Source organism: Bacillus sp. (in: firmicutes) (assembly GCF_031983925.1).
Taxonomy (GTDB): Bacteria; Bacillota; Bacilli; order Bacillales; family Bacillaceae_G; genus Bacillus_A; species Bacillus_A pacificus.
The window spans coordinates 557,241-571,387 of the sequence record NZ_DALYZR010000003.1; the positions used below are offsets into that span (position 1 = coordinate 557,241).

The 14,147-nt window shown below is 34.3% G+C and carries 28 protein-coding genes; 26 read left to right on the forward strand and 2 right to left on the reverse strand.

From position 1 onward, the window contains the following. Positions 1-149 precede the first annotated feature (149 nt). The 4 genes from RTP99_RS14380 to RTP99_RS14395 all read left to right on the forward strand — a co-directional run bounded on the left by RTP99_RS14380 (position 150) and on the right by RTP99_RS14395 (position 1,936). Positions 150-338 carry a hypothetical protein gene (locus RTP99_RS14380; protein WP_000892291.1) on the forward strand — a complete coding sequence of 63 codons (189 nt, stop codon included), beginning with the start codon at positions 150-152 and terminating at the stop codon, positions 336-338. Positions 339-510: 172 nt separating this feature from the next. Continuing rightward, entirely contained in the window at positions 511-852 is a 342-nt protein-coding gene (locus RTP99_RS14385) for a hypothetical protein (RefSeq protein ID WP_001224264.1), read from the forward strand. Next, positions 839-1,477, forward strand: coding sequence for an O-methyltransferase (locus RTP99_RS14390; RefSeq protein WP_000809688.1), 639 nt, complete (start codon positions 839-841; stop codon positions 1,475-1,477). Before RTP99_RS14385 ends, RTP99_RS14390 begins: the two co-directional genes overlap by 14 nt. A gap of 105 nt (positions 1,478-1,582) precedes the next feature. Further along, entirely contained in the window at positions 1,583-1,936 is a 354-nt protein-coding gene (locus RTP99_RS14395) for a YxeA family protein (RefSeq protein ID WP_000833156.1), read from the forward strand. 87 nt (positions 1,937-2,023) lie between these two features. Here the strand turns inward: RTP99_RS14395 and RTP99_RS14400 are convergent, their stop codons facing one another. After that, positions 2,024-3,085: a tyrosine-type recombinase/integrase gene (locus RTP99_RS14400; RefSeq protein WP_270691820.1), complete on the reverse strand. Its 1,062-nt coding sequence runs from the start codon at positions 3,083-3,085 to the stop codon at positions 2,024-2,026. 79 nt (positions 3,086-3,164) lie between these two features. After that, positions 3,165-3,797 carry a LexA family protein gene (locus RTP99_RS14405; RefSeq protein ID WP_144535507.1) on the reverse strand — a complete coding sequence of 211 codons (633 nt, stop codon included), beginning with the start codon at positions 3,795-3,797 and terminating at the stop codon, positions 3,165-3,167. A gap of 158 nt (positions 3,798-3,955) precedes the next feature. Here RTP99_RS14405 and RTP99_RS14410 point away from each other — a divergent pair, with 158 nt between their 5' ends. From RTP99_RS14410 to RTP99_RS14515, 22 genes are all read left to right on the forward strand, one after another. After that, a complete protein-coding gene (locus RTP99_RS14410; protein ID WP_065383384.1) occupies positions 3,956-4,183 on the forward strand; it encodes a helix-turn-helix domain-containing protein in 228 nt (75 codons plus the stop codon). A 141-nt stretch (positions 4,184-4,324) separates the two neighbouring features. Beyond that, positions 4,325-4,513: a helix-turn-helix transcriptional regulator gene (locus RTP99_RS14415; protein WP_270691819.1), complete on the forward strand. Its 189-nt coding sequence runs from the start codon at positions 4,325-4,327 to the stop codon at positions 4,511-4,513. A 19-nt stretch (positions 4,514-4,532) separates the two neighbouring features. Further along, entirely contained in the window at positions 4,533-4,700 is a 168-nt protein-coding gene (locus RTP99_RS14420) for a hypothetical protein (protein ID WP_166668129.1), read from the forward strand. Next, positions 4,701-5,054, forward strand: a complete 354-nt coding sequence (locus RTP99_RS14425; protein ID WP_046646643.1) for a YqaI family protein — start codon at positions 4,701-4,703, stop codon at positions 5,052-5,054. Between the two features lie 91 nt (positions 5,055-5,145). Further along, complete coding sequence (locus RTP99_RS14430; protein WP_239694354.1) at positions 5,146-5,403, forward strand: hypothetical protein; 258 nt, start codon at positions 5,146-5,148, stop codon at positions 5,401-5,403. Next, the gene (locus RTP99_RS14435; protein ID WP_165915393.1) at positions 5,400-5,555 is read left to right on the forward strand and encodes a DUF6906 family protein; all 156 of its coding nucleotides are present in this window, start codon (positions 5,400-5,402) and stop codon (positions 5,553-5,555) included. The genes RTP99_RS14430 and RTP99_RS14435 overlap by 4 nt, the downstream gene beginning before the upstream one ends. A gap of 19 nt (positions 5,556-5,574) precedes the next feature. Continuing rightward, positions 5,575-5,790: a hypothetical protein gene (locus tag RTP99_RS14440; RefSeq protein ID WP_073569438.1), complete on the forward strand. Its 216-nt coding sequence runs from the start codon at positions 5,575-5,577 to the stop codon at positions 5,788-5,790. Continuing rightward, the gene (locus tag RTP99_RS14445) at positions 5,775-5,978 is read left to right on the forward strand and encodes a hypothetical protein (protein WP_073569437.1); all 204 of its coding nucleotides are present in this window, start codon (positions 5,775-5,777) and stop codon (positions 5,976-5,978) included. Before RTP99_RS14440 ends, RTP99_RS14445 begins: the two co-directional genes overlap by 16 nt. Then, entirely contained in the window at positions 5,978-6,262 is a 285-nt protein-coding gene (locus RTP99_RS14450) for a hypothetical protein (protein WP_073569436.1), read from the forward strand. The genes RTP99_RS14445 and RTP99_RS14450 overlap by 1 nt, the downstream gene beginning before the upstream one ends. Then, positions 6,240-6,794 (forward strand): host-nuclease inhibitor Gam family protein, encoded by a 555-nt coding sequence (locus tag RTP99_RS14455; protein WP_073569435.1) that lies wholly within the window; start codon positions 6,240-6,242, stop codon positions 6,792-6,794. Before RTP99_RS14450 ends, RTP99_RS14455 begins: the two co-directional genes overlap by 23 nt. Beyond that, positions 6,791-7,045: a hypothetical protein gene (locus RTP99_RS14460; RefSeq protein WP_073569434.1), complete on the forward strand. Its 255-nt coding sequence runs from the start codon at positions 6,791-6,793 to the stop codon at positions 7,043-7,045. The genes RTP99_RS14455 and RTP99_RS14460 overlap by 4 nt, the downstream gene beginning before the upstream one ends. A 2-nt stretch (positions 7,046-7,047) precedes the next feature. Further along, positions 7,048-7,464 carry a hypothetical protein gene (locus RTP99_RS14465; RefSeq protein WP_073569433.1) on the forward strand — a complete coding sequence of 139 codons (417 nt, stop codon included), beginning with the start codon at positions 7,048-7,050 and terminating at the stop codon, positions 7,462-7,464. Beyond that, positions 7,465-8,142 (forward strand): AAA family ATPase, encoded by a 678-nt coding sequence (locus RTP99_RS14470; protein ID WP_046646653.1) that lies wholly within the window; start codon positions 7,465-7,467, stop codon positions 8,140-8,142. Further along, on the forward strand, positions 8,139-8,300 hold the full coding sequence (locus tag RTP99_RS14475; RefSeq protein ID WP_154304926.1) for a hypothetical protein: 162 nt from the start codon (positions 8,139-8,141) through the stop codon (positions 8,298-8,300). Before RTP99_RS14470 ends, RTP99_RS14475 begins: the two co-directional genes overlap by 4 nt. Before the next feature lie 20 nt (positions 8,301-8,320). Beyond that, complete coding sequence (locus RTP99_RS14480; protein ID WP_073569432.1) at positions 8,321-8,797, forward strand: DUF669 domain-containing protein; 477 nt, start codon at positions 8,321-8,323, stop codon at positions 8,795-8,797. Positions 8,798-8,868: 71 nt separating this feature from the next. Further along, a complete protein-coding gene (locus RTP99_RS14485) occupies positions 8,869-11,223 on the forward strand; it encodes a phage/plasmid primase, P4 family (RefSeq protein ID WP_270691818.1) in 2,355 nt (784 codons plus the stop codon). A gap of 266 nt (positions 11,224-11,489) precedes the next feature. Beyond that, complete coding sequence (locus RTP99_RS14490; protein WP_073569430.1) at positions 11,490-11,918, forward strand: hypothetical protein; 429 nt, start codon at positions 11,490-11,492, stop codon at positions 11,916-11,918. Positions 11,919-11,920: 2 nt separating this feature from the next. Next, the gene (locus RTP99_RS14495) at positions 11,921-12,301 is read left to right on the forward strand and encodes a YopX family protein (RefSeq protein WP_073569429.1); all 381 of its coding nucleotides are present in this window, start codon (positions 11,921-11,923) and stop codon (positions 12,299-12,301) included. Continuing rightward, positions 12,298-12,837, forward strand: coding sequence for an ERCC4 domain-containing protein (locus RTP99_RS14500; protein WP_046646660.1), 540 nt, complete (start codon positions 12,298-12,300; stop codon positions 12,835-12,837). Before RTP99_RS14495 ends, RTP99_RS14500 begins: the two co-directional genes overlap by 4 nt. Position 12,838: 1 nt before the next feature. After that, positions 12,839-13,123: a hypothetical protein gene (locus RTP99_RS14505; protein WP_046646661.1), complete on the forward strand. Its 285-nt coding sequence runs from the start codon at positions 12,839-12,841 to the stop codon at positions 13,121-13,123. An 80-nt stretch (positions 13,124-13,203) separates the two neighbouring features. Then, positions 13,204-13,548, forward strand: a complete 345-nt coding sequence (locus RTP99_RS14510) for an organic solvent tolerance protein OstA (protein ID WP_270691817.1) — start codon at positions 13,204-13,206, stop codon at positions 13,546-13,548. Between the two features lie 60 nt (positions 13,549-13,608). After that, positions 13,609-14,145, forward strand: coding sequence for a dUTP diphosphatase (locus RTP99_RS14515; RefSeq protein ID WP_270691816.1), 537 nt, complete (start codon positions 13,609-13,611; stop codon positions 14,143-14,145). The last annotated feature ends 2 nt before the right edge of the window (positions 14,146-14,147 follow it).

Here is a 14,147-nt window from a genome sequence, read left to right on the forward strand (position 1 = left end):
TTCATCATTTAGAAATTACTTTTCACATATTGAAAACGAAACTGCTAAAGTAGCTTTAGGTTGTTCAATTCATTCATTGCTAGTTATTTGAGCTTCTTTTAAAGTTCTCTTTTTTCGAGTTATAATTGAGGGGCAGAAAGAGAGGATATATGCTGGAAAATATTTTTGAATTTATATTGAAGTACATTATAGGTCCTATTCTTAGATTTATAAGATACATTGTGATAGATATTATAATAGAATGCATAATAGAAGGTGTAATAAACGGTATAAGGAAATTACGTGATAAAGCCCATGATAAGTGGCGAAACTGGCGTGAAAGACGTTATTGGCGGTAATCGGTACATAAAAAATTGGTAGTAAAGAGATAGTGGAGAAAAAGCCTTAAGGGAGATGAATGATAAAATTCATCTCCCTTAAGGCTTTTTCTTTTGACATTATGTATACAAACGTATACACTTGTGATTAATAAAATAAACGTATACATTTGTATACAAAGGGGGATTTGAAATGAGAAAAGATAAGTTCATGAAAGAAGGACACCACCGTGGTGAGCGTCATAAAGGGAGAGATGGATCGCATCATCGCGGGCCGAAAACATTTCGACGCGGGAGAGCAATTGCTTTTTTAGAAATGATGAATTTGAAACGAGCGACAATTAAACAACAGTTAAGTGAGCCAGAATTCCAGTCTATTCAGCAAATTTTAATTGGGGAATTAAAAGCAATTGATATGGTTATTAATGAATTTACACAACTATTTGAAATACATGAGAGTGAAACAGAAGAAGCGCCTATGTTAGATGAGAAGGCAGATTTAGAGAAAGGGACTGCATCTGATGAAACAAATTAATCGTTATATTGATTCCGTATTTTGTAGTCAAGATACACTTTTGGATGAAGTGATTGCTTCCATAAAAGAAAACGAAATGCCGCCCATATCGGTATCGCCTTCTTCTGGTAAACTTTTGACGATGTTAGTTTCTATTTCTGGAGCGAAAGATATTTTAGAAATAGGTGCATTAGGTGGGTATAGCGGAATTTGTCTTGCGAAAGGTTTTGGAGAAGGGGGGACGTTAACTTCACTGGAACTAGAAGAAAAATATGCAAAGGTAGCACATAGCAATCTACATAAAGCGGGATTCGGAAAACAAGTGTCATATATGACTGGTGCTGCCTTACAAAGTCTTGAAATATTAGCTACAGGTAATAATCGATTTGATTTTTTCTTTATCGATGCCGATAAGGAGAATTATGAAAATTACTTAACGTACTGCATTAAGCTTGCTAAGCCAGGTGCTTTAATTGTTACAGATAATGTTCTAGCTGGTGGTAGTGTAGCTGATGAAGGTGCGAAACAAAAACGTTATACAGAAGTTATGAAGAAGTTTAATGAAGTAGTAGCAGCTCATCCAAATTTAGAATCTGTACTTATTCCAATTGGTGACGGGATGACGGTTTCTAAAGTGAAGAAATAATTACTATCTTACAAAAGTGTAATGTTCATGTCATGTTTTTGAATTTCTTCTTTAAGCTCTGGGCTTTAAGATAACAATATAAGAAAAACACATGAGGTGAAGGAAATGAAAAGATATATTGCACTTTTTAGTATTTTAGTTGTATTTGCGAGTCTTTTAGTTGGCTGTGATTTAAATCGTATGGGTAAAGATGAGTACTACGTTCAAATTACAGTAGATGGAAAAGAGTATAATGGTAAATCTGATAATGGTGAACCATATAAAGATTACCAATATAAATTAACTGGATTTGATAAAGAAGGTAAAGAAAAAGAATTAGAATTTATGGCACAAAAAAACCTTCGTAAAGAAGCATTCTTACGCGTATACCACTCAGATAAAAAAGGTGTATCAGCTTGGGAAGAAGTGAAGAAAGACGAGCTTCCAGCGAAAGTGAAAGAAAAATTAAATGTGAAATAAGACAGAAAAAAGGAATTGACGAACAGGGTCTTTACTAACGTTATATTATCAACGGTTGAAACGTTCGTGGTAACGATTTGGTAACGATTATACCAAATCGTTCTCCATAAATGCAACTACTTCCGATTGTTTTGATGGATATAAGTGGCTATAAGTGTTTAAAGTTGTTGCTACATCTGAATGACCTAGGCGTTGAGCTACTACAAGTGGACTAACGCCTTTATTTATTAAATATGATGCATGAGAGTGTCTAAATTCATGCATTACAATTTCTTTAACTTCAGATGCCTTTAGGTATTTATTATATTTTTTATGTAGTGTAGTCGTAGCTATACAGTCATAGAATTCACCAAACACAACATAATCATCTTTAACTGGGACCGATAAATTGGCCCTTTTTTTTATGTCTTTTAATAAATCCATTGTAAAATTAGGCAACATGACAATGCGTTTAGAAGACTTTGTTTTTGGTTCTGTAACCTGACGGTTATATACTGTTTTATTAATATCAATTGTCTTCTCTTCGAAATTAATATCCGCCCATGTTAAAGCTAACAGTTCACCTTTTCTGGCACCACTATAATAAAGTGTTGTAAAAAAGGCTTTGTATAATGGCTCGTCCACAACTGAAATGAATTTTTTAAACTCTTCAAACTCCCAAAAATTTATCCTCTTATTTGAGTCTTTTTCAAAATTCCCAGCGATTCTAGCAGGATTGGTAGTTAGCCCATGAAATTTTATTCCGAAGTTAAATATAGCTGAAAGTGTTGTATGAAATTTTTTTAAGTACTCAGCCGAGTATTTACTCATCATTTTGTTTTGGTAACGCATTACATGATTTGCAGTGATTTGATCCATTTTCATGTTCCCAAACTCTTTTATTAAGTGATTATAAATTGCGTTTTTTATAGTGTTAATTGAAGACTGTTTACGTCTTTGTGAATACCATTCAAAATAACTATCAGCGATTTGGGAAAAAGTTAAACTTGAAGTGGTCTCTTTTTCAATCAACATCTTTGCTTCAGCTTCACGGGCTTCTTTTTTTGTTTTAAAACCACGACGTTTTACCTGCTTTAAAGTTCCGTCATACTGTCTAACTCTAACTACAAAATAATAAGTACCCCTTTTTTCGTCTTTGTATATGGTCATATTTAGTTCCTCTCTTTTGTGTATTAAAAAGAGTAGACCGTCGTCTACTCTTAATTTTTAAATTGCTAGCGCTAGAAATTTAAAGATCTCTGGTAAATCTAATTGCTTTACCAATGATTCTTGCCGGAGTACTTTCTGTGATGATTAAAGGCTCATATGAAGTATTATCTGGCATTAGTATTACAACGTTACCTTGTTTTTTTACTCTTTTTAAAGTTGCTTCCGTATCACCATTAACTTGTACAGCAGCTATTTCACCATTCTCCACATCGTCTTGCTTTCTAATTAATACAAACGATCCGTTAGGTATAGTTGGTTCCATGGAATTCCCTTTAGCTTCTAAATAATATACTTCTCCTCGTGGCAAAATATCTGGCATTTCATAACGAAATCCTTCAAAATTTTCTTCCACACTGATAGGTAAACCGCATGCTATTTTTCCCAATATAGGTACTTTAACTGGATGAATAGGAGCTTCATATAAATTAGAAGGCTTATCTTCAGTTAAGTCGGATCGATTGATATTAAAATAATCAGCTAGCAATTGTATTTTATCGGGTCTTGGATATGTTTTTGCTTTAAACCAATTTGAAACAGTTGTTTCCGGTAACTCCAATTCTTTTGCAATATCAGATTGAAATACACCTTTTTTATTAGCATGTTTTTTTAAATTTGTTGCCATAATATCTTTCATTTCTTGTTGGCTACTCATTGATATCACCTCACTTTCTAATACTATTTTACCGTTTTTCGGTAGTTGTGTAAAGAGGCAAAATACTTTTAAAAGGTATTTTTTATACTTTTTAGTATTGACTATACCGTTTAAAGGTAGTATATTGAGTGTAGAAATTAACGGAAGGAGGTAATGATATGTTGCAGATAACATTAAAAGCAGCAAGAGTTAACGCTGAATTAAGTCAAGAGAATGCGGCTGTAATGCTTGGTGTTACTGGGAAAACACTTCGTAATTATGAACAAGGTATTACAGCTATTCCGGGTCATGTTTTAAAGAAAGCATCTATAGTATATAAAATACCATCTGATAATATTCGATTGCCTATAATTAATGACGGGAAGTATGATGATGATTTTTTTTGACTCCAACTACCGTTTAAAGGTAGTGAGGTGATGAGGAGAAATCCTCACTTTTTTTTCAAAACAAAATGTCGAATTTTGTCACTTTATAAAGAACAAACTGTTCTTTTAAGAGAATTATTGTCGAAATGAGGTGATGAGGTTATGTATCAAAATCTTTTTATAGCCCGTAGAGAAAATCGAATGACTCAGGAAGCTGCCGGTAAAGTAATAAATATATCGAAACAGACCTATTACTTAAAAGAAAAAGGAAAGAGTGATTTTACTTTAACGGAAGCAAAAAAATTAGCTCAACACTTTAAGACAACCGTGGATGATTTATTTAAAAAATAAACAAGGATGGTGAAGGAAAATGAACGGAGTATTATCCGCAACAAGAATCATGAAAGGTCATGAAGTAAGAAAAAGATGTGCTGAAGCAAAGAACAGCCCTACATTGTTACTGGCTATGGAATTAGAAGCAAAGCGCAAGATGTACGAAATGAACCGTAAGGTTTCAACTCGAAGGGAGGTGAGTTAATTGAAGGAAGTAACATTGGTTTTTAAATCAGGTGCTAAAGCAAGTTTTACAGTAGAACAATTTAAAACAATTATAAATGGTTTCGGTTCTATTGAAAAAATTGAATGGGACACAAAAGGATTAAGCAAACAGTTGGTCCATCTCAATAAACATAATATCGACGCAATATTTGTGGAAGAGATTGCTGAAGAGGAATCAATTAAAGAACCTGATCATCCAATTGAAGATTGCTATGGTTGTGAAATTCAGCAAGATGATAAATATTTTGTGTTTGGTCAGGATGTCGTACTTAAAGAAAATTTAACGGATTACTTAATTGAGAAACAAAATGTTGAATGCTTTCGAGCTGTATAAAAAGAAAACCACCTGCGCCAACAGGTGATTTAAGTAAAATTATTCACAGTCATTATAGCATGAATAGATTTCCTGTAAAGGAGTGAAATGCATGATAGTAAACAAACCGCAATTTGATACAGAAACTATTAAAAGTGGTACCGCATATTGGTTGAGTAAATACAACTACAGCAGACGTACAGAAATTAGCACGCCATGCATCGTTAAATTTGTAAAACCCTTAAGTATTGTAGTTGGTTTTTATGATGAAAAGCAAAAATCATTTACTGAATTAACGATTGATATAAAAAGTATTGTTGATGGGACGTTCGAATTTACTCCAATGACAATCAAGGAGGGACAAGCGTGAAGAACGGTAAGAAGCCAAACAAACGTGAAAAGATTCATATTCAGTCCTATAAATTAAATCCAGAACATTGGTTGATTTTTAAGAAGGTAAACGAGGAATTGCACCTGGTACATCGTTTTACTGGTGCAACACGTATGATTCCAAATTCATAGATTAGGAGGTTACATATCAATGTGTAAATTTACGCCGGAACAAATTGAACGTGCAGCCGCTAACGGAATTAGTAAATCACTTTTATATACACGTACAAGTAACAAAATGAAAATGAGCGTAGAAGAAGCCATAACTACACCTAAGATGTCCAAAGCTGAAGCTGGACGTAAAGGTAAAGCGAATGGACCTGATTTTACTTTTAAGCGAGGTGAATCTGCATGGATAAACAATTAGCACCTAAAACTATATATCTAGTAAGTGTAGGTAATTTATTTGTTAGTAAAGCGAATCCATTGGTCGTAACTAAGTTAGTGAAAAGTGCAATGGAATTTGAATATGAAGAATCAAAACAAGTAGCCATTGATGTTGGTGGAGAAGTAATCCGCAAAACAGTGGAATATGCCAAGGTGGTGGAATTTTGATGGATATCAACGTAATTGAAGGGCATGTACAAGCTTTTGGTTCGGCTAGGACTAATGGGATTTTAGACATTTATAGTGATAACAAAGTACAAGTTAATGATGCTTTGTTTGAAAAGTTACTAGATGAAAAAGGTAGTTTAGAAGTGAAAGAGACTGGTTCTCTACAGTATCCTGTGAAAGTTGAATTTACGAAAAATGGATTTACATATTTCTCTCTTTACACTGCAAAAGAATTTAAAAATAAATTTGGAGGTAATATCGATGAATGTATTACAACAAAATGAATTAATGGAAGTGGACCAATTACAAGATGCGGAGCAACAGTTTGAGGTTACGGATATTAATCAATTAAATTGGGCATTCCGTAAAATTTCAGCTCTTAAAGCACAAGAAAAGCAAATTACAACACTAGCAAATGATGAACGTGAGCGTATTACTGATTGGGAGAAAAATGAATTAAAGCCCATCCACAATAGCATTTCATTCTTTGAAACTCATATCCGACGTTATCATATGGAACAACTTGAAGTGGATCCAAAGCAGAAAACAATTAGTACGCCTTATGGTAAATCGAAAACTCGTAAGAGTAAGGAAGCCCCGGAACAGAAAAATAAACATGACCTTCTCCAATATGCTATTGAAAACGAACTTGATGATTGCATTAAGAATGAAGTCAGCTGGACTGATTTAAAGAAAAAATTAAAAATAGTTGAAATCAGCGGTGAAAAAGTTGTTGTAGATGAAAATGGACAAATTGTTCCAGGAGTTACGGTTAAGCCTGAATCTATTTCTTATAGTGTGGAAGTTCAGGAATGATTCAGTTTTACAAAGGAATAAGGTTAGAACTTATTAATCGCAATTACAAAAACTATGCAGCGAAACGATTTACATTAGGTGGAACAAATCAAAACATATGGATTCCTAATAAACATTTAAATCCTGACGGATCCATAAAAGAAAATGAAAATATCGATTATGTATTTAGAAAAGCTCAAAGGCAGTTAGAGCTTGCTGGATACACAGAGCCAATCATTGGCATAAAAAGACGTTCGATTGTGGAGGTATAAGAATGGGGGCATACGATACGCCGACACGAGAGTGTCCTTATTGCCAATCGCACATGGAAGCCGATTGGGTAGATGTAGGGGTGGGAATGGTGCAATGTGGCCCATACCATTGTTATGAATGTGGAGCTAGTGAAATAGGTCCCGAATTATCAGATTGGTATTACAAAGATAGGGACGGAAACACTTTGCATTTAACTGGAAAGACAAAGTATTATTCCTGGGCAAAAAAGAAGCTGAAATTTATTGGAGGTCCAGTTTTAAAGCTAGGACATCCATTCTCTAAAACGGAGTTGAAAACTGGTTATTATCAAGGGAGAATATCTCCTTATGCAAATACTGTTGGAGGGCATCTTGTTGGCCATAGAACAGCGAAAGCAGCATATAACCTTGGATTGCTAGATGAAAAAGGAGTGAGCTAAATGAAAACCAAAAACGGTACTGAAATTACGAAAAGTGAAAGAGCAAAAATTATTGCTTATTCAAAACCAGGCAGTGGGAAAACAACGGTTGCTGGGTTATTACCAGGAAAAACATTGGTATTTGATATTGATGGGACAAGCCAAGTGTTATCTGGTTATGAAAATGTAGATGTAGCTGAAATTGATGAGAGCAATCCGCATGATAGCATTCTACAGTTTTATGCACTTGCAAAAGCTAATATCGATAAGTATGACAATATTTTCATCGATAATTTAACGCATTATCAAAAGTTATGGTTGCTTAAAAAAGGCGAAGATACTAAAAGTGGTATGCCTGAATTGAAGCATTACGCTTTGCTAGATAACCATCTTTTAAAGTTAGTAGAAACATTTAAGGCATTAGATGCAAATATTATTTTCACGGCTTGGGAGACAACAAGAACTATCATTCATGATGATGGTCAGCAATATACACAGTTCATTCCTGATATTCGAGATAAAATCGTTAATCACATTATGGGAATTGTTCATGTCGTTGGACGATTAGTTAAAAAAGCCGATGGGACACGAGGGTTCATCTTAGAAGGTGACCAAAGTGTTTACGCTAAGAATCATTTAGATACGCGCCAAGGCTGCATACAAGAAGAATTAATATTAGCGAATGTGGAGAAGGCATGATGACACAAGAGCGACTCATTGAAATACAAAAGAAGTTAGCGAAGCAATTTATGCAAAAAGTTGATGTTTATCATAGTGAAAAACATAGAGGGATACTTGTTGTAGGTCATGGGCAAGCACTTCATCCACATAATATTTTAGCGGTAATACCATATTAAACAATTGGAGGAAATATATTATGTCATTCTTTAAATTTGATGAAACAAACGTAAACACAGGATTTGAATTAGTTGCCGAAGGTAAATATGAAGCGGTAATTGTAAATGCGGAAGCTGGTAAAACACAAGCTGGTAAAGATAAATTATCGGTAGATTTCGAGATTCGCAGTGATGTACCACAAAATCATCAAGGTGCAAAAGTACTTTATAACATGTTTACATTCGAACATGAGGTTTCAGTACGAATCGTTAACTCATTATTAAAAGCATGCGGTTTTGGTAATAATCATGCTTTCACTTCTGCTGAAGATATGGGGAAACAACTTATCAATAAGAATTTAAAAATCACTGTAAAGCATGAAGAGTATGACAAAGTAGTTGATGGTAAGAAGGAAAAACGAACAGCTGCTAAAGCAAAATACTATGATGTGTCGGATGTAAATCCAATTACAAGTGGTCCAGCAGTAACGGTGGGCGATGATGATTTACCATTCTAAATAACTAAATAGAGAGGTTGGTTTTGCCGACTTCTCTTTTTTATACCCTAAAAAGCTAATTGGAGGGCGCAATGAAAGAAAATCCATACAATTTTAATGAAATCCCTACTGAGTTAAAAGCCCTTCCGCAATGGATCTTATGGCGTAAGGAAAAAAGAAACGGCAAACCAACAAAAGTTCCATATCAAGTCACTGGTGAAATGGCTCAAGCAAATAACAGACGTACATGGTCAACATTTGCAACAGCGGTCAAATTCTACTTAGAAGGTGATTATGACGGAATAGGCTTTGTATTCAGTAAGCAGGATAAGTATATAGGAGTCGATATTGATAAGTGCGTTGTAGATGAAAAAACAAATGCATTTGCAACAGAGATTATCGATACATTAGATAGCTATACAGAGTTTTCACCTTCAGGAAATGGGATTCACATCATTATCAGAGGTGGTCTTCCACAATCTGTTTTAGGTACTGGTCGTAAAAATACAAAGCACGGTTTAGAAATTTACTCATACGGCCGCTTCTTTACCTTTACTGGAAATCGTGAGAATTCCAATGATGTATACGAGCGAACGGATGAACTAGCTGAAGTATTTGAAAAATATTTTGATGATAGCGACATTCAAGGTCGTGTGAATTTAGCAGAGTTTGAAAAAGATGAAATTAAAATTTCAAATGAAGTTTTGTGGGAAAGAATGTTTAGAAGTAAAAACGGTGATGAGATTCGTTCATTATACAACGGCAACTTAATAAATAATGACCATTCGGCAACTGATCTTGCTTTATGTAACCACTTAGCTTTCTGGACAGGTAAATCAGCAACTCGAATGGATACGATGTTCCGTGAGACTAGCTTGATTCGTGATAAATGGGACGTTATCCATTTTAGCGATACAAATGAAACATACGGCGAAAGAACGATAGGAACAGCCATTTCATCTACTTCCACAACTATTTTAGATAACAAACAGCAATTCGAAGAATTTTCCTTTGATTTCATTAATGAAGATGCGGTTGAAGTTGTGGAGGACAAGCCGAAAAAGAAATTCCGTTTAACTGAATTGGGAAATGCTGAACGTATCGCATATGAATATGGCCATGTAATCAAATATGTTAGCGATATTGGCTGGTACATATGGGACGGCAAACGTTGGAAGCTAGATACAAAAAAAGAGATTGAAAGAATTACAGCCAAAGTACTTCGCAGCTTATATAAGTCAGAAGATGAAGCGGAAACGAAATGGGCGCGAATGTGTGAACGTAGAAACATCCGAATGAACAGTATTAAGGACCTTATGCCATTAGTACCAGGAGAACGCGAGGACTTTGATAGACATAAATATTTATTCAATGTCGAGAACGGTATTGTGGATTTAAAAACAGGGAAGCTGCAGCAACATGATCGGGAACTTGGTTTAACTAAAATTACTAATGTTTCATTTGATGAAAATGCGAAATGTCCAGAATGGCTTAATTTCTTAGATCAAATTTTCCAAGGTGATAAAGAACTTGTGGAATATATGCAGCGGTTAATTGGTTATTCCCTAACAGGAGAAATTACGGAGCAAATAATGGTCTTCTTGATTGGTGGAGGTTCCAACGGAAAATCGACCTTTATTAATACAATTAAGGACTTGTTGGGTGAATACGGTAAACAAGCGAAATCTGATACTTTCATCAAGAAAAAAGAAACAGGAGCCAATAATGATATCGCTAGATTAGTAGGCGCACGCTTTGTATCTGCAATTGAAAGTGAAGAGGGGGAACAACTCTCAGAAGCTTTTGTAAAACAAATAACAGGTGGAGAGCCAGTGTTAGCACGTTTCCTTAGACAAGAATATTTTGAGTTCATACCAGAGTTTAAAGTATTCTTCACTACAAATCATAAGCCAGTAATTAAGGGTGTTGATGAAGGTATTTGGAGACGTATTCGCTTAATTCCATTTAACTTACAACTTCCAAAAGAGAAGCGTGATAAGAAATTACCAGAGAAGATAAGTCTTGAAATGCCTGGCATTCTGAATTGGGCGATTGAGGGTTGCTTGAAGTGGCAGAAGTCGGGACTAAGCGATCCAGCAATTGTAATGAAAGCAACTGGTGATTACAAAGAGGAAATGGATATTCTCGGTCCGTTTATATTCGAATGTTGTTTTAAACGAGAAGATGTTCAAATTGAAGCAAAAGAATTATATGAAGTTTATTCCAATTGGTGTTTTCGAAATGGTGAGCATCAATTGAAAAATAGAGCATTTTACCGAATTTTAGAATCCCAAGGATTCAAAAGAGAACGTGGTAACAAAAATAAGTATTACATCAAAGGTGTTACTTTAACAGACCGAAAAAATACTTTTCAGCAGCAAAAGTTACTGAAAAACGATGAAAATAGCCAAAGTGTTACTAAAAGTAACCCATTTAAAATTACTTAAAACCCTTGATACATAAGGGCTCAAGGTACTTTTTATACTCTTTTTGTTACTTTTGTTACTAAAAATATATATAAACAAAAAATAAATATATATATAAGTATTCTATTAGGGAGCTTAATGCTCAAAATAGGTAACAAAAGTAACCTAGGTGCCTTAATCCCTTGGAGCTCTAAGGGTCAAGTGGGTTACTAAAAAGTAACACATACTAATTTTCGGTGTTTTTTAGTAACACTTCTAAGTAACTTTTGATAACAGAGGTGATAGATTTGCAGGTTTTATTAATTTTAAGTGCAATTTGGAAATCTGGTGCAAATATCTATCTTGATGAAAAAGACAATCAAGTTGCGATAAAGAAACAAAATTTAATTCCAACGGAAGTTATGCAAGCAGCCGAACAAAACTATCAAGCTATTTATGATTGGTTTAAATCTTGGAAAGACGAAAGTTCGGAGAAAATCACATTAATGAAGATATTCCATCACTTTTGCGGATGGCAGCATAACGAGAAATTACATAAGTGGTTACTTGATGAAGAAGATTCGCTGCAATTATTTTATGACTGGACGATTGTCCTTGCTAAGAACGGATGGACAGATGTTTATGACGATCATCGACAATTTGAAAATGATGAATCGAATGCAATGGCTAGAAAAATATATGAACGTGCGGTTTTATATGCAAGGAAAGGAGCATGAAGATGAGAGAAATTAAGTTTAAGGCTTATGATGGCGGTGCTTGGATTTATAGCGAATGTATATCAAAAGATGATGATAATACTTGGTGGATTTTAGAGTGTGAAACTGATGAATGGCTTATGTGTTCGGAACCACGACAATATACAGGGTTAAAAGATAAGAACGGCAGCGAAATTTACGAGGGTGACATTTTAAAAATCGTATCAAATTTTGAATTAAGAGAAGATGTACAGAGCCAAGCTGTTACGTATGAAGAAGGATTTTTCAGCACTTATGAATGGTCGTTATTCGAACTTTTAAGAAATAGAAAAGACGGTAAACAAACATTTGAAGTCATCGGAAATACCTACGAAAACCCAGAGTTACTGGAGGCATCAGAATGATTCGTTTCCATTACACAGATAAAGAAATAGATAAAATCCTTAAAACACTCACAATCGTTATCGATACTCGTGAAAACGTAAATGGTCATATCCTTGATTATTTAAATCAAAAGGATATACCAGTAAAGCTACAAAAATTAGATACGGGTGATTACGGCTGCATGATTCCCAAAAATGAAGAGTTAGGCATTTCTCGTGACATTTACTTAGATAGTCGAGTAGAAAGAAAAGCTCACATGGATGAGATCACAGGGAACTTACAAAAGGATACTCAAACAGCGTTTGAAAATGAATTAATTCGTTCAAAGGACATTCCATTCACTTTAATTGTGGAGGACCTTAAAGGGTACGAAAAGATGCTAAAGGGTCAATATCGTTCGAAATATAATCCATTAGCGTTACTTGGAAGACTTAATACATTTAAAGCAAAATACGATTTTGAAATTGTGTATTTAGATAACAAGTACAGCGGTAACTGGATATATTATCACTTTTACTACCAAGCTAGACATTATCTTAAAACAGGAGCCTTTTAATATGACATATTCTCGTGAAGAACAAGAAACTACACTAGTTTTTGATAATAGTACAGGTCAGTGGAATATTTACTCTACTGTTCCTAAACATATTCGAAAACTTAGTAATCTATGTGAATTACAAACCTTAGAAGAAGAGGATGGAAGGCCAACGGCTGTTAAAGGCATTCTTCAAGAAAAACAAGTAACAATGAAGAATTTACGAGTTATGACAGAAGAACAAAGACTGAAAGCGGCTGAAAGACTTTCTAAGGCTAGAAACGCTGTAATTAATAACGAAAAATAACATTGAACATTCAATAAGGTCTAATTGGTTTAATTTAAGTCGAATCACAAAAAACAATTATTAATTAGGGGGATTTATCAATGGCAAAAGTACAACTTAATCAAAAGGAACAACATTATGCAGATACACGTGAAGAGGCGGAGGAAATCATTTCAGCTGCTAAAGAAAATGACAACCTTCAAATGCACAAAATCGCAGAGAAATATAACAAATACGGTCAGTATTTCTTGATTGATTTAACGTTCGCTTATCAAACTCCTAAAGAAGTGATGGAGAGTCGTCCACAAAATGATGATGTTCCAGAAGGACAAATGAGTTTTGAAGAGCCACATGAAGGTGTAGATTACAAAGTTAATCCAGATGGGACAACGGAAGTTGCTCCTGGTCAATTAAAGATTGTTGATGAAGAAACGATTGCTGAATAAATAATAGTCCTGGGCTTCGGCTCAGGATATCACTTATAAATTGAAAGGATGTAATTAAAAATGGCTAATACTGTAGTGGATCTAACAGAATTATTTAAAATGCAAAAGGCACTTGATGATGATATTAAATCAAAGCATAAAAAGAATTATCTTCGCTATGACATGATGTTCAATAAAGCTTATGCATTAAAAAATGAAGTAAATGAAGCATGGAACGTTACAAATGCTTTCAAGATGTGGTCAACAAAATTTGAACAGCCGAAAGAATCATTATTAGAAGAAATGGTTGATATTCTTCATTTCTGGTTATCTGTTGCGATGGACTTTAAATTAGAACGTGAATTACGAAAAGTTGAAATTACAACAAGTAAAATTAATGGTTTCAATAAAGCATTCTTCCATATGGATAAAAACATTAATTACTTAATAGGAAAAGTTGAGTATAAGGATAAAGCTGGTGCGAAGAAATCTATGTTAGGCATCATGGATCTATTCTATAAAACAATTGTATTTGCTGGGTTTACATGGAATGACGTGGTTCATATGTATAAGGAGAAGAATGAAGAGAATTTCAAACGATTAGCGGTTGGATATTAATA